Source organism: Aurantimicrobium photophilum (assembly GCF_003194085.1).
Classification (GTDB): Bacteria; Actinomycetota; Actinomycetes; order Actinomycetales; family Microbacteriaceae; genus Aurantimicrobium; species Aurantimicrobium photophilum.
The window spans coordinates 191450-209485 of record NZ_CP023994.1 but is presented as its reverse complement, the minus strand read 5'-3'; the positions used below and the strand labels follow the sequence as shown (position 1 = coordinate 209485).

At 56.4% G+C, this 18036-nt stretch carries 22 protein-coding genes; 3 read left to right on the top strand and 19 right to left on the bottom strand.

Features of this window, described 5'->3' with window-relative positions; all coding sequences use genetic code 11:
• Positions 1-5: 5 nt before the first annotated feature.
• Genes tsaD through glmS form a run of 7 tightly spaced genes read right to left on the bottom strand, consistent with a single transcriptional unit; the run spans position 6 to position 5997 of the window.
• On the bottom strand, positions 6-1061 hold the full coding sequence (gene tsaD, locus AURMO_RS01115; protein WP_110232755.1) for a tRNA (adenosine(37)-N6)-threonylcarbamoyltransferase complex transferase subunit TsaD: 1056 nt from the start codon (positions 1059-1061) through the stop codon (positions 6-8).
• Positions 1058-1543 (bottom strand): ribosomal protein S18-alanine N-acetyltransferase, encoded by a 486-nt coding sequence (rimI, locus tag AURMO_RS01110; RefSeq protein WP_110232754.1) that lies wholly within the window; start codon positions 1541-1543, stop codon positions 1058-1060. The genes tsaD and rimI overlap by 4 nt, the downstream gene beginning before the upstream one ends.
• Positions 1540-2187, bottom strand: coding sequence for a tRNA (adenosine(37)-N6)-threonylcarbamoyltransferase complex dimerization subunit type 1 TsaB (tsaB, locus tag AURMO_RS01105; protein WP_110232753.1), 648 nt, complete (start codon positions 2185-2187; stop codon positions 1540-1542). Before tsaB ends, rimI begins: the two co-directional genes overlap by 4 nt.
• On the bottom strand, positions 2187-2657 hold the full coding sequence (tsaE, locus tag AURMO_RS01100; protein ID WP_204163628.1) for a tRNA (adenosine(37)-N6)-threonylcarbamoyltransferase complex ATPase subunit type 1 TsaE: 471 nt from the start codon (positions 2655-2657) through the stop codon (positions 2187-2189). Before tsaE ends, tsaB begins: the two co-directional genes overlap by 1 nt.
• Entirely contained in the window at positions 2657-3784 is a 1128-nt protein-coding gene (gene alr / locus AURMO_RS01095; RefSeq protein WP_110232752.1) for an alanine racemase, read from the bottom strand. The genes tsaE and alr overlap by 1 nt, the downstream gene beginning before the upstream one ends.
• Entirely contained in the window at positions 3781-4140 is a 360-nt protein-coding gene (locus tag AURMO_RS01090; RefSeq protein WP_110232751.1) for a holo-ACP synthase, read from the bottom strand. The genes alr and AURMO_RS01090 overlap by 4 nt, the downstream gene beginning before the upstream one ends.
• 6 nt (positions 4141-4146) lie before the next feature.
• Entirely contained in the window at positions 4147-5997 is a 1851-nt protein-coding gene (gene glmS / locus AURMO_RS01085) for a glutamine--fructose-6-phosphate transaminase (isomerizing) (protein ID WP_110232750.1), read from the bottom strand.
• Positions 5998-6054: 57 nt separating this feature from the next.
• Here glmS and coaA point away from each other — a divergent pair, with 57 nt between their 5' ends.
• Positions 6055-7008 (top strand): type I pantothenate kinase, encoded by a 954-nt coding sequence (gene coaA / locus AURMO_RS01080; protein WP_110232749.1) that lies wholly within the window; start codon positions 6055-6057, stop codon positions 7006-7008.
• 12 nt (positions 7009-7020) lie between these two features.
• On the opposite strand, the gene glmM is transcribed toward coaA, so the two are convergent.
• Genes glmM through rplM form a run of 3 tightly spaced genes read right to left on the bottom strand, consistent with a single transcriptional unit; the run spans position 7021 to position 9386 of the window.
• Positions 7021-8382: a phosphoglucosamine mutase gene (gene glmM, locus AURMO_RS01075; protein WP_110232748.1), complete on the bottom strand. Its 1362-nt coding sequence runs from the start codon at positions 8380-8382 to the stop codon at positions 7021-7023.
• Between the two features lie 31 nt (positions 8383-8413).
• Positions 8414-8905 carry a 30S ribosomal protein S9 gene (rpsI, locus tag AURMO_RS01070; protein WP_110232747.1) on the bottom strand — a complete coding sequence of 164 codons (492 nt, stop codon included), beginning with the start codon at positions 8903-8905 and terminating at the stop codon, positions 8414-8416.
• Positions 8906-8939: 34 nt separating this feature from the next.
• Positions 8940-9386 (bottom strand): 50S ribosomal protein L13, encoded by a 447-nt coding sequence (gene rplM, locus AURMO_RS01065; protein ID WP_110232746.1) that lies wholly within the window; start codon positions 9384-9386, stop codon positions 8940-8942.
• A gap of 327 nt (positions 9387-9713) precedes the next feature.
• On the opposite strand from rplM, the gene AURMO_RS09085 reads away from it, so the two are divergent.
• Positions 9714-9947, top strand: a complete 234-nt coding sequence (locus AURMO_RS09085; RefSeq protein ID WP_110232745.1) for a helix-turn-helix domain-containing protein — start codon at positions 9714-9716, stop codon at positions 9945-9947.
• Positions 9944-11116 carry a type II toxin-antitoxin system HipA family toxin gene (locus tag AURMO_RS01055; RefSeq protein ID WP_110232744.1) on the top strand — a complete coding sequence of 391 codons (1173 nt, stop codon included), beginning with the start codon at positions 9944-9946 and terminating at the stop codon, positions 11114-11116. The genes AURMO_RS09085 and AURMO_RS01055 overlap by 4 nt, the downstream gene beginning before the upstream one ends.
• Here AURMO_RS01055 and AURMO_RS01050 read toward each other — a convergent pair.
• The 9 genes from AURMO_RS01050 to map all read right to left on the bottom strand — a co-directional run bounded on the left by AURMO_RS01050 (position 11113) and on the right by map (position 18033).
• On the bottom strand, positions 11113-12102 hold the full coding sequence (locus tag AURMO_RS01050; protein WP_338021093.1) for a tRNA pseudouridine synthase A: 990 nt from the start codon (positions 12100-12102) through the stop codon (positions 11113-11115). The two genes, AURMO_RS01055 and AURMO_RS01050, sit on opposite strands and share 4 nt — an antisense overlap.
• Positions 12103-12201: 99 nt before the next feature.
• On the bottom strand, positions 12202-12786 hold the full coding sequence (gene rplQ, locus AURMO_RS01045; protein WP_110232743.1) for a 50S ribosomal protein L17: 585 nt from the start codon (positions 12784-12786) through the stop codon (positions 12202-12204).
• Positions 12787-12832: 46 nt separating this feature from the next.
• On the bottom strand, positions 12833-13825 hold the full coding sequence (locus AURMO_RS01040; RefSeq protein ID WP_110232742.1) for a DNA-directed RNA polymerase subunit alpha: 993 nt from the start codon (positions 13823-13825) through the stop codon (positions 12833-12835).
• 80 nt (positions 13826-13905) lie between these two features.
• Positions 13906-14304: a 30S ribosomal protein S11 gene (rpsK, locus tag AURMO_RS01035; protein WP_110232741.1), complete on the bottom strand. Its 399-nt coding sequence runs from the start codon at positions 14302-14304 to the stop codon at positions 13906-13908.
• Positions 14305-14349: 45 nt separating this feature from the next.
• Positions 14350-14724: a 30S ribosomal protein S13 gene (gene rpsM, locus AURMO_RS01030; RefSeq protein ID WP_110232740.1), complete on the bottom strand. Its 375-nt coding sequence runs from the start codon at positions 14722-14724 to the stop codon at positions 14350-14352.
• A gap of 165 nt (positions 14725-14889) precedes the next feature.
• Positions 14890-15003 (bottom strand): 50S ribosomal protein L36, encoded by a 114-nt coding sequence (rpmJ, locus tag AURMO_RS01025; protein ID WP_047561540.1) that lies wholly within the window; start codon positions 15001-15003, stop codon positions 14890-14892.
• 71 nt (positions 15004-15074) lie between these two features.
• Entirely contained in the window at positions 15075-15296 is a 222-nt protein-coding gene (infA, locus tag AURMO_RS01020; protein WP_110232739.1) for a translation initiation factor IF-1, read from the bottom strand.
• A 160-nt stretch (positions 15297-15456) separates the two neighbouring features.
• Positions 15457-16977, bottom strand: coding sequence for an RCC1 domain-containing protein (locus tag AURMO_RS01015; protein ID WP_476692372.1), 1521 nt, complete (start codon positions 16975-16977; stop codon positions 15457-15459).
• Between the two features lie 210 nt (positions 16978-17187).
• Positions 17188-18033, bottom strand: a complete 846-nt coding sequence (gene map, locus AURMO_RS01010; protein WP_110232737.1) for a type I methionyl aminopeptidase — start codon at positions 18031-18033, stop codon at positions 17188-17190.
• Positions 18034-18036 lie beyond the last annotated feature (3 nt).

The window sequence follows — 18036 nt, the reverse complement described above, 5'->3', positions numbered from 1 at the left end:
CAATTTTAGTGAACATGGATGTCTGTAACTGGGAGAGTGCTGTCAGCTCCAAAGTTCAGCGAGGAAGGTTCTGCGCCTTCCATAATCAGCTCTGAAGCCAGTGCGGCAATCATGGCGCCGTTGTCTGTGCACAGGGAGAAGGCAGGAATACGAAGTTCCACACCGGCCGACGTAGCACGCTGCTGCGCGACTTCGCGCAGGCGTGCATTGGCCACCACACCACCGCCGAGCAACAGCCTAGGAACGCCATAGTCTTTGCAGGCGGCAATAGCTTTGCTGGTGAGAACATCAATGACAGCTTCACGGAAGCTGGCGGCCACATCGGCGATGGGGATTTCTTCGCCGGCATCCCTGCGCACCTCAACCCAGCGGGCAACCGCTGTCTTGAGTCCCGAGAAGGAAAAGTCGTAGCGGTGCTTCTCCATGTCTTTAGGCAGGGTCAGTCCGCGAGGAAAACGAATAGCTTTGGGGTCACCATCTGCGGCAACGCGGTCGATGTGGGGACCACCGGGATAGGGCAGACCAAGTATTCTGGCCACCTTGTCAAAGGCTTCACCGGCAGCGTCGTCGATGGTCTCCCCCAGCAACTCCACGTCACTGGTGAGATCACGAACCAGGAGCAGTGAGGTGTGACCACCAGAAACCAACAGCGCAATGGTGGGGTATTCGAGGGGGCCTTCGTCGCCGAGCACATCTGCACCGACGTGACCAACCAGGTGGTTCACGGCATAGAGCGGCTTATTCAGTGACAGTGCCAATGCTTTCGCTGCACCCACGCCGACCATCAGTGCGCCGGACAACCCAGGCCCGCTGGTCACAGCGACAGCATCAAGCTCATCGAGCGTGATGCCCGCTGTGGCAACAGCTTCGGTCAAGGCTGGGCGCAGTGCTTCGAGGTGTGCACGGGCAGCAACCTCAGGAACCACACCGCCATAGCGTGCGTGTTCATCCATCGAGGAAGCAATGACGTTCGCAAGGAGTTCGCGTCCGCGAACAATACCGATGCCGGTCTCATCACAGCTGGTTTCAATACCCAGAACTAAGGGGGCGTCACGGTTCATGACAGATCCGCTCCCTTCTTCATGATGACGGCGTCCACACCTTCGGGCTGGTAATACCCGGGGCGCACGGCGATCTCCTCAAAGCCGAGGGAGGCATAGAGGGCAATGGCATGTGGGTTATCGGCACGGACTTCTAGGAAAACCCGAGTGGCATTACGTGCTTCTGCTTCATCCAGCAGCGCCGTCATGAGACGGCGTCCGAGACCGGAGCTGCGGAACTCGGGCAGCACGGCAATGGTTTGAATATCGCCATCACCTGAGCCTCGGGGAGCCAACAGTCCGGCATAACCAACCACAGTGGGCTCACCGCCCAAGGCATCCGTGTGTGCTTCGGCGACAAGATAGAAACAGTTCCTATCTCCCACGTCACGGGCCATGGCTTCGAAAGACCATGCTTCACCGGCAAAGACAGGAGTCTCAATGTCCATGATGGCGGGCACGTCATCAGTGGTGGCCTGGCGCAAGACGATGCTGTCGATCATTTCTTGTCACCTCGCATCTCCTGCACAACCCTCTTGGGTCCGTTGCTCATGGTGACGTCCGGCGAGCGCAGATACAGCGCCTCGAAGGGAAGGAATGATCTACCAGAATCCAGCATGCGCTCAGCGAGGACACCCAACCAGGTTGCCGGCACTTCGGTGGCCTGAACGTAGGCGCTCTCGGTCGCATCGAACTCGCCGGGCTTCTGGATGGCTGGGCCGTGAGCACGAATAGGGCATCCCTGCTCATCGAGTCCGTTATAGAAACTCACATACTCTTCCTTGCGGCGAGCATCGGTGGTGACCACCAGGTTGTTGGTGGGATCTGAATCCAAGGATTCCACGGCAATGGCATCGTGGCTGTTCATGGGCAGCAGGATTGCCCCGCTGCCGAATGCGAACGCATCGGCAGCAGCAATCCCGACCCGCAGACCCGTGAAGGGTCCAGGCCCCATGCCCGCAGCAACGTGGGTCACGTCGCTGGAGGAGAGTCCCGCCTCCGTGAGCACCTCATTGATAAAGCTGCCGATGATTTCGGCGTGACGCATGGTGTCCGGGGTGGAGCGAGAAGAAAGAACTGTACCGTCCTTCACTAGCGCGATGCTGGTGCCGGCAGAGGTGTCGATGGCGAGGATGACATTACTCATCAGGAGTTCCACCTCTCGCCATGGCCGGTGAGGGTGACGGTGCGGGGCTCGATGAGTTCCTCACCGAGCTCGCCCGCATTGGCGCCCTCAGGACGTTCAATGACGACGTCAAGCCACGAGTCCACGATGCCATCGAGCATCCCTGCACCCCACTCGACCACCACAACGGAGTGAGCAAAGTCGATATCGAGATCATCGAGTTCGACGGCACTGTTCAGGCGATAGGCATCCACGTGAACCAGGGGTGGACCGTCGACCAAGCTGGGGTGAGTTCTGGCTAGGACGAAGGTGGGGCTCGTCACCGGGCCACGAACACCCAAGCCTTCACCGATGCCACGGGTCAACGTGGTCTTTCCAGCACCGAGTGGACCGGTGAGGACGAGGACATCACCAGCACGCAGTGCCTTGCCCAGCTCGAGGCCAAGTTCGTGCATCTGGTCCGGATTCTCAATACTTCGAGTTCCGAGCATTACGCGTTACCTACGTACTCATATTCGAGTCGGGTGCCAATTAGGCGCGTGACGATTTCATAGGCAATCGAGTTCGCAGCTGCTGCCCAGTCATGTACGGACGGGTGGCCCTGAGCGGGATCACCGAAGAGCACCACGTGGTCACCCACAGCAACGGGGTCATCGCCCACGTTGACCAAGAACTGATCCATCGCGATACGCCCGGCAACGGGATAGGTTTCTCCGTTGATTAAGACGGGACCATTCATGGATGCGTCACGGTTGATGCCATCGCCATAACCCAAGGGGATCAGTGCCAGTGTTGATTCGTGTGGTGTGCGGTGAAGGTAGCCATAGCTCACACCCGTGTTCTCGGGAACCTTGCGAACAGCCACCACGCGAGTTTCCAGCGTCATGGCAGGAGTGAGTCCGAACTGTTCTGGACGCAGTTCTTCCGTGGGAGCAATGCCATAGGCAGCTATGCCGGAACGAACCATGTTGAAGCGGGTCTCGGGAAGAGTCAGCGCAGCCAGTGAAGCAGCGAGGTGAACAAACTTGGGCTCTAGGCCGGCGTCCTTCAATTCTGAAAGTCCCACCTTAAAGACCTTGAGCTGTTCGAGGTCGTCAGCATCGGAGGTGTTGGAGAGGTGACTCATCACACCCTCCACATCCAGGTCTCCGGATGCGTGGAGTTCAGCTGCCGTGCGCATGAAGTCTGCCCACTGCTCAGGGCTAGCGCCATTACGGCTCAGGCCCGTGTCGAGCTTGAGATGAACACGTGGTGTCGCCTTATTGCGGTGACCAGCAGCTGCAATCGCGTTCAGCTGCGCAACTGAGACAGCACCCAAGGTGATGTCGGCAGCAACCGCTTCGTCGAAGGTTTCATCGGGTGCATGGATCCAACACAGCACGGGAGCAGTGATGCCAGCCTTACGTAGAGTGAGAGCCTCGGCAATATCTGCCGTCCCCAGCCAGGTTGCTCCGCCGGCAAGGGCAGCCTTTGCGGCCGGAACCATGCCGTGGCCATAGGCATTGGCCTTGACCACGATGAGGACGTCGTCCACGCCGGTGATCTCACGAATACGCTTCACGTTGCCGGCGATGGCATCCGTGTTGACCTTGGCAATGCGGAAAGGGGTGTGGCTCATGCGGCACTTCCTTCCGCAACGACGAACGCCACAGCGGCGTTGGCATCGTGAGAAATAGAGAGGTGCACGCTGTCGATGCCCTTGCTGCTGGCCATCTCGGCAGCAGCACCGCTCAGATCAAAAGAGGGTTTACCCAGTTCATCCTTGACCACGACCATGTCGTGGAAGGTCATCGAACCCGAACCCCCGAAAGCCTTGATCAATGCTTCTTTCGCAGCGAAGCGACCAGCCAGAGAGTTCGCAGGGAGCTCACGCTCAGCATCCGTGAAGAGACGCTCCCCCAGCTTGGGCGTGCGTTCTAACGCCCGCGTGAAGCGAGCGATGTCGACAATGTCGACCCCCACTCCCAGAATCATGAGTGGCTATTCGACCGTGACCGACTTGGCCAGGTTACGTGGCTGGTCAACATCCAAGCCCTTGGCGTCTGCGAGCTCCATGGCGAAGATCTGCAGAGGAACCACAGCGAGGATGGGCTCGAACATGGGGTCTGCCAGAGGAATCTGGATGACCTCATCTGCATAAGGAAGAACAGCTGCATCGCCCTGCTCGGCAATGGCAATCACGCGAGCACCACGGGCACGGATCTCTTGGATGTTAGAGACAACCTTGGAGTGGATCAGTGCAGAACCACGGGGGCTAGGAACAATGACGAACACGGGCTGACCGTGATCAATCAGAGCAATAGGACCGTGCTTGAGCTCGCCTGCGGCGAAGCCTTCAGCGTGGATGTAAGCAAGCTCCTTGAGCTTGAGGGCGCCCTCAAGAGCGATGGGGTATCCCACGTGGCGACCCAGGAACAAGACGGATGGAGTGTCACTCATCCACTTGGCCAGCTGCGCAATCTTTTCGCCAGTCTCCAAAACCTTGGTGACCTTGGCAGGCAACGCCTGGAGGTCAGTAGCGAGACGGCGGAGTTCCTTCTCGTCCACCGTCTTCTTGGAGTGGGCGATGTGTAGACCGATCAAGTAGAGCGCGGTAATCTGTGCAACGAAAGCTTTGGTGGAGGCAACAGCAACCTCAGGACCTGCGTGGGTGTAGACCACAGCGTCAGATTCACGAGGGATGGTTGCACCCTGGGTGTTACACACCGAGATGGTGCGTGCACCCTGCTCTCGGGCATACTTAACCGCCATCAGAGTGTCCATGGTTTCACCGGACTGGCTGATCGAGATGACCAGGGTCTCAGGGGTGATCACGGGGTCGCGGTAACGGAACTCGTGGGAGAGCTGGACCTCAACCGGAATGCGGGCCCACTGCTCAATGGCGTAGGCGCCGACCATGCCGGCATAGGACGCGGTGCCACAGGCAACCAAGATGATGCGGTTGATGCCGTTCAAGACATCGTCACCGAGTTCGGTCAGTTCAGGAACCTGAACGAGCCCATCCACGACGCGTCCGCGAACAGTGTTCGCCACAGCGTCGGGGTTCTCAGTGATTTCCTTCGCCATGAAGGAAGACCAGCCACCCTTGTCGGAGGCGGAGGCATCCCAGGCGATTTCATACTCTTCAATGGAGACAGGTGTTCCATCGAAGCCAATGACCTCGACCGAGTTAGGAGTGATAGCCACAACCTGGTTCTGACCCACAGCAGCAGCGCGCTTGGTGTATTCGACGAAGGCAGCAACGTCCGAGCCAAGGAAGTTTTCGCCGTCGCCCAAACCAATCACCAACGGTGAGTTGTGGCGAGCAGCAACGATGAGGTGAGGGGCATCGGTGTGCACCGCGAGCAAGGTGAATGCACCCTCGAGGCGGTTGACCACCAGGCGCATTGCTTCGCGCAGGTCACCGACTTCGCGGTAAACATCACCGAGTAGAACTGCAGCCACAGCAGTGTCTGTCTCCGACTCGAACTCGTAGCCTTTGGCTAGGAGCTCGACCTTGATCTCAGCAAAGTTTTCAATAATGCCGTTGTGAATGAGAGCGAGCTTGCCCTCATCACCCAAGTGAGGGTGTGCGTTCACGTCGGTGGGGCCACCGTGGGTGGCCCAGCGAGTGTGGCCAATACCGGTGTGACCGGGAACGAGTGGCTGTGCCTGAAGCAGGTCTACCAAAGCCTGGAGCTTGCCGGCCTTCTTTGCTGTTTCGAGCATTCCACCATCGGTCAGGATTGCAACACCCGCCGAATCATATCCGCGGTACTCCTGACGCTTCAGACCGCCCAAAAGAACGGCAAGAGTGTCTTGCTGACCGACGTAACCCACGATTCCACACATAAGGGTTCCAGTTTAGTTCACGAGCGGCATATCGCCTGCGTAGGGCAGAATAGGCAGGTGAGGCTTGAGCAGACCGGTGCCATCAACGTGCACACCACCCCCTTCGTGGAAATCTCCCGCGATGAGTGGGCTGAGCTGGCACCCACTACCAAATCTCCTCTCACTGAGGCAGATATTGAGAGCCTGCGGGGCCTTGGGGACCGACTTAACCTGCAAGAAGTAGAAGATGTCTATCTCCCGTTGAGCAGGTTGCTTTCGATTTACGCCTCGGGAGCACGCAAACTTCACCGCGACACCTCGAACTTCCTCGGCGAGCGCGCCACCACAACGCCGTTTGTGATTGGTGTGGCGGGATCGGTAGCGGTGGGGAAGTCCACCGTGGCCCGTTTGCTCCAGATGCTCATGGCACGCTGGGAGGACACTCCCCGCGTTGAGCTGGTCACCACTGACGGCTTTCTCTATCCCAACGCTGAGTTGGAGCGCCGAGGCATTTTGGATCGCAAGGGATTCCCGGAATCCTATGACCGTCGAGCTTTGCTGCGCTTTGTTAGTGAAGTAAAGAGCGGCTCGGCAGAAGTCTCTGCCCCGGTCTATTCCCACTTGAGCTATGACATCTTGCCCGGTGAGAAAATTGTGGTGCGCCAGCCTGATGTTCTCATTGTCGAAGGCCTTAATGTTCTTCAGCCCCCCACCGCAGGTGGTGGTTTAGCAGTCAGTGACCTGTTCGACTTCACCGTCTATGTCGATGCCAGAACCCATGACATTGCCTCCTGGTATCAGGACCGCTTCTTGTCTCTCCAGCGCGGAGCCTTCTCTGACCCTGATTCCTACTTCCACCGCTATGCCTCCCTCACCGAGGATGAAGCACGGGAGAAGGCGAAAGACTTCTGGGAGCGCATCAATTTGCCCAACCTGGAGCAGAACATTCGTCCCACGCGTTCACGTGCAACCCTGGTGCTGCGCAAGGCAGCAAACCATGCGGTGTCCACCGTCTTGCTGCGCAAGATCTAGCGAAGAGATGTGTTAGAGTGCGAGCTCTGACTTGACCACATCAGCGAGCTGGTGGGCCAGGCGGTCAGCAGTTGCCTGATCGGCTGCTTCGACCATGACACGAACCATGGGTTCGGTGCCCGAAGGGCGCAAGAGAACGCGACCGGTGTCAGCCAGTTCCACTTCTGCCGCAGCTACAGCTGCGTCAATCACAGCGTTGCCACCCAGGGCACGGTGATCAACACCGCGCACGTTCACCAGAATCTGTGGGTAAACGGTCATCACCGAGGCCAGTTCAGCAATGGTCTTGCCGGTGCGAGCCATTTCGGCAACCAAGTGCAGACCGGTCAAAATGCCGTCACCGGTGGTGGCGTATTCGGTCATGATGACGTGACCGGACTGTTCCCCACCGAGCGCAGCGTCGTGCTCAGCGAGGCCTTCGAGAACGTAGCGGTCGCCGACGGCAGTCTGAATGACGGTGATGCCGTGCTTCTCCATGGCCTTGTGGAGACCAAGGTTGCTCATCACGGTGGCAACAAGAGTGTCGTTCTTGAGGTGGCCACGTTCCTTCATAGACACCGCAAGAATGGCCATGATCTGGTCACCGTCAATAACATTGCCCTGAGCGTCCACAGCCAAGCAGCGGTCTGCATCACCATCGTGAGCGATACCAATATCGGCACCGTGTGCCAAAACAGCAGCAGCGACCACATCGAGGTGGGTGGAACCCACACCATCGTTGATGTTGAGGCCATCAGGGTCTGCGGCAATAACCGTGACCTTGGCACCTGCATCGGTGAAGACTTCAGGCGAGATGGCGGAGGCAGCACCATGGGCGCAGTCCAGGACCACGTGCAAGCCGTTGAGCTTGTTAGGCAAGGTTCCCAGCAGGTGAATGACGTAGCGGTCTTCCGCATCAGCGAAGCGACGAATACGACCAACCTCACCGCCTGTGGGCAGCAGGTGATCGGCGTCCAACGCAGCTTCGATGCGGTCTTCGACCTCATCAGGAAGCTTCGTCCCGCCGAAGGCAAAGAACTTGATGCCGTTATCTGGAGCAGGGTTGTGCGAAGCCGAAACCATCACACCAAAGTCTGCGCCGATCGAGCTAACCAAGAAGGCAGCTGCGGGCGTGGGAATCACGCCGGCATCCAACACATCAATGCCCGAGCTGGCGAGACCAGCAGAAAGGGCAGCAGTGAGGAACTCACCGGAGATGCGAGGGTCGCGAGCAATGACCGCAGTAGCACGACGTCCCTCAGCTCGTCTGGCTTCGGCTCTGCGACCGCTGGTGAGAACCACCGCGGCCGACTGGGCCAGTGCCAAGGTTAGGTCTGCCGTGAGTTCACGGTTTGCTAAGCCTCGGACACCGTCCGTGCCGAATAGACGTGCCAAGGGACAGTCGACTTCTGCTAAAGAAGCGAGATTAACGCTTCGAGAACTGAGAAGCCTTACGAGCCTTCTTGAGACCAGCCTTCTTGCGCTCGATGACGCGAGCGTCACGAGTCAAGAAGCCAGACTTCTTCAGGGTCGCGCGGTTGTTGTCGCGGTCAATCTCGTTGAGTGCACGAGCAATAGCAAGACGCAGTGCGCCAGCCTGACCGGAAGGGCCACCGCCGCTGATGCGTGCAACAACGTCGTATGCGCCACCGAGCTCAAGTACGGTGAAGGGGTCGTTGATGAGCTGCTGGTGCAGCTTGTTGGGGAAGTAGTTAGCGAGCTCGCGGCCGTTGACCGTGATCTTGCCGGAACCGGGTACGAGGCGTGCGCGAGCAATAGCCTGCTTGCGACGACCTACAGCTGCACCTGGAACGTTGAGGATTGCGCGAGGAGCCTTAGGAGCTGCTGCGACAGGAGTTTCGGTTGAGTACTCGGTGACCTCTACGGCCTCGGTCTCGATTTCTGCGTTATCCGCCATGATTACTTAATCCTTTATCTAAATCTTCGAGGCTCTACTGAGCTACCTGAGTGAGGGTGTATACCTTGGGCTGCTGTGCAGCGTGAGGGTGCTCAGCGCCGCGGTAAACCTTGAGCTTGCGGAACTGGTCGCGACCGAGTGAGGTCTTGGGGAGCATGCCACGAATAGCCTTCTCCACAGCGCGCTCAGGGTTCTTCTCAAGAAGATCGGTGTAGGTAGTAGCACGAAGACCACCTGGGTAACCAGAGTGGCGGTATGCCTTCTTCTGTGCAGCCTTGTTGCCGGTGAGGACAACCTTGTCTGCGTTCACGATGATGACGAAGTCACCCATGTCCATGTGAGGAGTGTAAGTGGCCTTGTTCTTGCCACGCAGGATGGTTGCTGCGTGAGATGCGAGGCGTCCGAGAACAACGTCGGTTGCGTCAATGATGACCCAGCCGCGCGTAACTTCTGCTGCCTTAGGCGTAAAGGTACGAGTCACAGTAATACTGCTTTCTTGTCGAAATGAGTGGTCCGTGTATCCCGCTCAGTCGTTGCGTTCTCAGCCAGAATCTGGCTAGAACCCATCAGTCGAGGGCTCAACTTCGGCGGCTTATCCATAGAGAACAAGCACCAAGGGTCTAATTTACGCCACTTGAGTCTTGTTGGTCAATTTGGGCCGGTGGCTCAGTTCGTGCAGGGGATTAGTGTTTCATCAATTTCTCCACGTACGTGCGGATTCAGACTCACAGAGATACAGATGTATAGTCTTAAAGCTAAATTCGGTACGTACGTATCTATTTTTGCGTAATCGTGCCATAATTGAAGCATGGAAACCCCAAATCAGTACGCACGTTCGGAATTCTTGACAGTCTCCGCCCCCAAGCTGAAGGAGCGGAGAAAACTACTTCGATTGACACAAGAAGAACTCGCGGCTGCGGCGCGCGTGTCCCCAAAGTTAGTGGGAATGGTTGAGGCGGGCAAGCCCACCGTTCAACTCGACGGTCTCGAGAGAATTCTCTCAGTGCTGGGATATTCCCTTTCGCTTGGTGATCTCACATGATTGGTAACGTCTTCGTCGGCAATCGCCGAGCGGCAACATTGCGCAGAGAAGGCGCCCACACTGTTTTCACATACGAGACCGATTACCTTGATGGCAACAACGACTCAGTTGCAACAACACTTCCACTGAGCCCAGAGCCAGTCCACACCCCCGGTGCTTCTGTTCCTGCCTTCTTTGCCGGGCTTCTTCCTGAAGGTCGCCGGTTGAACGCGTTGGTCAGAAACGCGAAGACCTCAGCCGATGACGAGCTAGGTCTTCTACTTGCCGTGGGGCCTGCCACAGTCGGTGATGTTTACGTGATTGAGGGCAGTTTGCCCGTTCAGGAAAAACCTACGGTCCAGATTCCGCGAAACCCAGAACAGCTTGATTTCTCAGAAGTCTTTGCGTCACAGGGAATTGCTCTGAGCCCCCGCATCGCTGGGGTTCAAGATAAAGCCTCAGCACAGATGATCTCTTTCCATGCGTCAAAGGCTGACGTGGAACACCTCATCAAGTTTGATCCTCCTGAATTTCGCCACCTCTGCCGCAACGAACAGTTTTTTCTCGAGCGCGCGAAAAAGCTCAAAATAGATGTGGGGCAATCACGGCTCATCACTGACAGCACTGGCGTAGAAGCATTGCTGGTCAAAAGATTTGATCGAAACAAGAAAGAACTTATCCACGTAGAAGACGGAACCCAGGTTCTCGGACACTATCCTGCCGACAAATACAACCTCAGCTTTGAAGAAGTAGCCCAAGGCCTCAGTCGAGCCACCATCTCACCACTTGCCTCCAGTATTAATTTGCTCACGCAACTCGCTTTCGCTTGGCTCACCGGAAACGGCGACATGCACGCCAAGAACTTGTCCATCGCGGGGAGGAAACAAGCCAGCTTGGTGGCACCAATGTATGACTTACCTAGTTCACTTTTCTATCCGGATCTGAATCCCGAGCTTGCTTTGAAAGTTGGCGATCACTCAACTCTCACTGTGAAGAGATTCATCGAGGTAGGTCAATTTCTTGGATTACCTCTGGCATCTGTTGAGAATATTCGTCGACGCGTGCTGGCTGTCACCGAAGAGATTGCTGACGAGGTAGACAACGGGGTGCTCCCCTTTGACCCCAAAATCACATCCAAAGCAGCACGGCAGCTTCGCCGGAGATATCAAGAGTTCAGTAAATACTTCTAAAGGAAATCTTCTTCAAGCACGCGGCGACTGCGAGTAAGTTCCGCTCGCGCCCCCACCTCTGAATCTGGAGGGTAAATGATCTGGGTCAGGGTCAACCCGTGTGCAGGCATCACCTTGAACACACTCGTGCGCTCCCCCTTGGTGCGCAGGTCTTCAATGGCATCCAGAGAATGCGTTCCTGACCCAGCAGCAACGCACGCCCCCACAAGTGATCTCACCATGGAGTGGCAGAACGCATCAGCCTGCAACTGAGCCACGATCACACCGGAAGCATCCCGCTCCCAGTGGAACTCTTGAAGTTCCCGAATCGTGGTCGCACCAGGTCGTGGTCTACAGAATGCACCAAAGTCTCGAAGACCGAGCATCATCTCTGCTGCCTCATTCATGGCGTCCACGTTCAGAGGGTAGAAGTGAAAAGCGGTACGGCGACGCTCAATGGGATTGAGTCGCTCGAGACCATCTGCCAGTCGGTATTCATAGCGTCTGGCTAAAGGGGAGAATCGGGCATCAAACCCCAACGGGGCAACGGTGATCTTATTGATCACCACATCAGCATTACGTCCCACTGAGCCATCCACGCGCCGCATGAGGGCATGCAGCATGGTGTGTGGGACCTGGGGCAACCCACCAACAACGGGAATACCACCCTGCTCTTGTAGTGCACGACGTTCTTCGCGGGAGAAGGAGACCCGGATGAGCTGTTCTAACGGAACATCGATGTGAGCCACTTGGTCAGCGGCATGAACACCGGCATCCGTTCTTCCCGCAACGACAATGCGGGGGGAGACCTCCATGCGCAACACTTGCGCGAAGGCCTGCTCGAGAGTTCCCTCCACAGTGCGCTTGCCGGGCTGTTTCGCCCAGCCAGCGAAGTCTGTGCCGTCATAGCCAAAGTCCAGACGGAGACGAACATCGCCTTCCACGTCAATGAGGTCAGAAAAGTCATCCTCGACGATCTCGCCTGGGGTTATGGCTTCCTCATTCACGTCTCAAAGTCTAAAGCTTCAACAGTGCGCAGTTTCCTACATGACTTAACCACAGAAGCCCCGGTGTAACACCGGGGCTTCCAACGTGTGTGATGAAGACTACTTAGCTTCTTCTTCAGTAGCTTCTGCAGCGGGAGCTTCTTCAGCAACCTCTACAACAGTCTCTTCAACAACGGTTTCAACTTCAGCTTCGCCAGCTGCGTCAACGACGACCTCTTCGGTCACCTCGTCAACAACAACTTCCTCAACAACCTCAGCAGCTACAGGAGCAGCAGCCTTGGGAGCCTCTGCCTTAGCAGGCTTAGCCTTGGCAGGCTTCTTGTTGACAGGCTCGAGCACGAGCTCGATCTGTGCGAGAGGAGCGTTGTCACCCTTGCGGTAACCGAGCTTGGTGATGCGGGTGTAGCCGCCCTCACGCTCAGCAACCAGAGGAGCAATTTCAGCGAAAAGGATGTGAACAGCTTCCTTGTTACGCAGGATCGACAGCGCACGGCGACGTGCGTGAAGGTCTCCACGCTTTGCAAACGTGATGAGACGCTCAGCCACGGGACGCAGGCGCTTTGCCTTGGTCTCGGTGGTCTTGATCGACTTGTGAGTGAACAAAGAAACGGACATGTTCGCGAGCATCAAGCGCTCGTGTGCAGGACCGCCTCCGAGGCGAGGACCCTTAGTTGGGGTAGGCATTTTCTATATCTCCGTAAATCAATGACGTGTCTAGAAAGACAGTCGCTTAGATGTTCTCGTCTTCGTCGAAGCCACCGTAGAAGTGTGCTCCGTCAAATCCGGGGACAGAATCCTTGAGAGACAGGCCCATTTCGATGAGCTTGTCGCGAACCTCGTCGACCGACTTCTGACCGAAGTTGCGGATGTTCATCAACTGAGTTTCGGACAGAGCTACGAGCTCAGAAACAGTGTTGATGCCTTCACGCTTGAGGCAGTTGTAGGAACGAACAGAGAGGTCGAGGTCTTCAACAGGAATCGACAGCTCAGAGCTGAGGACTGCGTCAACTGGTGCAGGACCGATTTCGATACCTTCAGCAGCAGTGTTGAGCTCGCGTGCCAGACCGAAGAGCTCGGTCAGGGTGCGTCCAGCAGAAGCCATTGCGTCACGAGGAGTGATGGCCTGCTTGGTCTCAACGTCAACGACCAGACGGTCGAAGTCAGTGCGCTCACCGGCACGAGTTGCCTCGACGCGGTAGGTCACCTTGAGTACTGGAGAGTAGATCGAGTCAACAGGAATCTGACCTGCTTCGGAGAACTCGGAACGGTTCTGGCTACCGGAGACGTAACCGCGGCCACGCTCGATGGTCAGTTCGAGTTCGAACTTTGCCTTGTCGTTCAGGGTTGCGATAACGAGCTCAGGGTTGTGGATCTCAACACCAGCAGGTGCGGAGATGTCTGCAGCGGTAACTACGCCGGAACCCTGCTTACGAAGGTAAGCGGTGATGGGCTCGTCGTGTTCGCTGGAAACAACCAGAGACTTGATGTTCAGGATGATTTCAGTTGCATCTTCCTTGACACCGGGGATGGTGGAGAACTCGTGGAGAACGCCGTCCAGACGGATGCTGGTTACTGCTGCACCAGGAATGCTGGAGAGCAGGGTACGACGGAGCGAGTTACCAAGGGTGTAACCGAAACCTGGTTCCAGCGGTTCAATGATGAAACGTGAACGGTATTCGGAGATGTTCTCTTCGGAAAGCGTGGGGCGCTGTGCAATGAGCACTATGTATTCCTTTCGGCTGAGTGTCCGATATATGACACTCGCGTGAGCGGGGTTATTGAGTTGTTAAAACGGGGGAAAGACTAAACGCGACGACGCTTAGGTGGACGGCAACCGTTGTGAGCCTGTGGGGTCACATCGGAAATCGAACCCACCTCGAGGCCAGCGGCCTGAAGCGAACGGATAGCGGTTTCACGACCAGAGCCGGGGCCCTTGACGAAAACGTCTACCTTCTTCATGCCGTGCTCTTGTGCCTGGCGTGCTGCCGACTCTGCTGCAAGCTGAGCTGCGAAGGGAGTCGACTTACGTGAACCCTTGAAGCCAACCTGACCAGATGAAGACCAGCTGATTACGGCACCAGTGGTGTCAGTGATTGACACGATGGTGTTGTTGAACGTGCTCTTGATGTGGGCCTGGCCCACAGCAACGTTCTTCTTGTCCTTTTTGCGCGGCTTGCGAACTGCCGACTTAGGTGCTGCCATGATTTCTCCTAAAAACCTATTGGGGGCTAGTACCCGCTATGCGGATTACTTAGCCTTCTTCTTGCCGGCGACGGTACGCTTGGGGCCCTTGCGGGTACGAGCGTTGGTCTTGGTGCGCTGACCGCGAACCGGCAGACCCTTACGGTGGCGAAGACCTTCGTAGCTACCGATCTCAACCTTGCGGCGAATGTCGGCCTGTACTTCACGGCGGAGGTCACCCTCGACGCGGAAGGTACCTTCGATGTAGTCACGCAGAGCGACCAGCTGGTCGTCGGTGAGGTCCTTGACGCGGATGTCTCCGCTGATGTTGGTGTCAGCGAGAGTCTTAAGTGCTCGCGTACGGCCAACACCGTAGATGTATGTCAGTGCAACTTCCACGCGCTTTTCGCGGGGAATGTCTACTCCGGCAAGACGTGCCATGGTGGCATCTCCTTGTGTGTAGTGGAGGTGTGGAGCATTCCCGGTGCCACGGCCTCCAACCGTAGGTGTCCCCTACTTGCGTAGGTTCTTGGGAGTGCTTTTTTCAGTTGTTGCGGCGAACCGCGAGATCACTCGTGAGAGTGAAAATCTGTGGGAGTCTTTCGACTAGCCCTGGCGCTGCTTGTGACGAGGGTTCTCGCAGATCACCATGACGTTTCCGTGGCGGCGAATAACCTTGCACTTGTCGCAGATGGGCTTAACGCTGGGGTTAACCTTCATTGTTCTTTTCCTTTTATCGCTGTCTTCGTACCGAAGCCTTGTGGGCTGTGGCCGTTACTTCTCAGTAACCCTTATTTGTAGCGGTAGACGATACGTCCGCGAGTGAGGTCGTAAGGGCTCAGCTCTACGATGACCTTGTCCTCAGGGAGGATTCGGATGTAGTGCTGGCGCATCTTGCCCGAGATGTGGGCAAGAACCTTGTGGCCATTAGTCAGCTCAACGCGGAACATTGCGTTGGGCAACGCTTCGGTGATCGAACCTTCGATCTCGATGACGCCGTCTTTTTTGGCCATAACTCACTTATCGCTTTATTGGGGATTACTGGTCTTGCGGATGCAAAATGATTTCTGACGACACGCCAAAGGCATGGCAACAGACACCAAAGTCCAAGCTTATGTGATATTCCCGCAGAAATCCAACTGAGATTGTGACTCGCGAGCCCTTCGGCAGGAATCACCTGTTCTGTTGGCGACGAAGAGCCAGCAGAAGTCCCGCACCGAGGAGAATTGCCCCAGCAGACGCTAGACCAAAGGGAAATAGATCAGCTGAACCCGTGTTGGCCAGCGCAGCTTCATAGGTGAAGGTTCCTGCATTCCAGGAGACAGTGGCTGGTGTGGCCGCGGTTGTTCCGCCGAAGACGTTGGCAGTTCCCGTAATATTGACGACACCCGCAGCTGATGGCGCTGTTGTACCGGTCAGAATATCTCCGGAAATGAGAAGATTTTCCGCCAAATTTTGGCCAATTGTGAACCCGGTCTGTACGAAGTGGGGGCCCTGTACCACGCGAGTGGAGTTCACCACGTTCCCATTCCCAAATTGTCCATTGTGATTATCACCGCAGGTCATAATTCCAGACGGAGTCAGCACAGACGTGACCCTATTGCCCGCTGAATAATCAAGGACATTTTCGAGTGGGCTCGAACCAGATTCGCCCAACACCCATACCGGAAGTGTGGCAAATGGAACCTGATTTGCAGACGAGCCAATACACAGTGTGCCGTCGGTGTTAGATCCCCAAACGTAGAGCTTTCCAGCAATGGCTGCGTAAGAGTTATAGCTACCTGTCCCAATTGATTCGACACCGGCGAGCGGTGCGGTACCAGATTCGTTCAGCACAAGTGTGGGGACTGAACTGTCCGTTGTTGATCCAGTGCCCAACATCCCCTCGACGTTCCAACCCCAGGAATAGACGTTTCCTGAAACAAGCGCAAGTGAATGTGTGTTCCCCGTTGATATTTGTTCTATCCCCGTGAGGAAACCGTTGCCATTTGGTCCCAATACCCTTAGGGGGACTGAAGATGAAGTAGTCGTGCCGACTCCGAGCTGACCGAATGCATTTGCGCCCCATGCATATAGAGCTGTACCACTGCTGGCAAGGCTGTGAGCGCCCCTCGAGGCAATGCTAGTAATTCCAGTCAAATACCCGGTACCTGATTCTCCGAGTACACGTGTGGGGACGTTCTTATCAATGACCGTGTTGTCACCAAGCTGACCCCAACTATTCGAGCCCCAGGAATAGACGCTTCCATCGACTATTGCCATTGAATGAAACCCACTTGCCACAATCTGGGTTACTCCTGAGAGGTAACCATTTCCGTTAAGACCAACAACTTTGGAGGGGAAGGGGTTTGCTTGGTTAGAAGTTGTGCCGATGCCGAGTTGTCCGAATTGATTATCTCCCCACGCAAAAACCCCCTCCGGGGTGACAGCTATCACATGGTAGGTACCTGCTGAGACTTGGGTGACACCCCTGAGAATTCCCACCCCGCCCTCACCCAATACAGGTTGTGGTGTAGTTGAGGTTGTGGTGGTGCCGTTACCCAATTGTCCCGACTGATTGGCGCCCCAGGTATACAAGGTTCCCTCGCTTGTGAGCCCTAATGCATAGTTCTCACCCGTATGCACTGATACGAAAGATATCCCTTGAACAGTTATCGTTGTTCCACCACTGGTCGGCCCTGAACTGGGAGTCACCGTTGCGTGAGCTCCAGAGCTTGAAAAAAGCACAGACGCAACAATGACGAGAGCTGACAACCCATAAATAAGGGCGCGGGAGAGCAACTTCACCTCAAGACCTCACAATGTGGACACAACGTGCCATTTGAGGTCTGAGGTTATCGAGTCACACTACTCCCAACCCACTCTGGGCGAGATGTGTAGGGATAACCCTAACTCTGAAGTTGTTTAAGCGATGGGGGTGGGAACGACACCAAAGGGTGCCAAACCTGCTGCTCCACCGTCATGTGCGGTGAGTACCCAGATGCCATCTTTGTGCACAGCAACCGAGTGTTCCCAGTGTGAAGCCATGCCACCGTCTTCGGTAATGACGGTCCAGTCATCTTCTCCCACATAGGTGTCGATCTTGCCGGTAACCACCATGGGCTCAATGGCCACAACCAGTCCAGGCTTCACCTCAGGGCCCTTTTGCTTCACGCGGTAGTTGAATACCGGGGGTGCTTCGTGCATGTCTCTGCCAATACCGTGACCGATGTAATCGGTGAGGATGCCATAGCGGTGGCCGACCTTCATGCCTTCGAGTTCGATGTAGCCCTGGATGGCGTCGCCGACCTCGTTGAGGTGCTTAGCCTTGGCCAGTCGAGCAATACCTGCCCAGAGAGAACCTTCGGTGATCTTGGAGAGCTGTTCACGCTCGGCCACAACCTCGGGACGACTGGGGTCCGGAACAACCACGGTAATGGCGGAGTCGCCGTTCCATTCCTTGTATTGAGCACCCGCATCAATGGAAACAATGTCACCGGGCTCGAGAATGCGACCACCTGGAATACCGTGAACGACTTCGTCGTTCACCGATGCACACACGGTGTGACGGTAACCGGGCACCAGCATGAAGTTGGGTTCGCCACCACGATCACGAATTGCCTTCTCAGCAGCGGCATCAATTTCGAGGGTGGAGACACCTGCACGAATCAAGGGACGTGCTGCATCCAGTGCAGCCGCGGTGATGAGTCCGGGTTCCACCATGAGCCTCAGCTGAGCTGGGGACTTATAGATGTTGGTGCGGAAACCCATCAG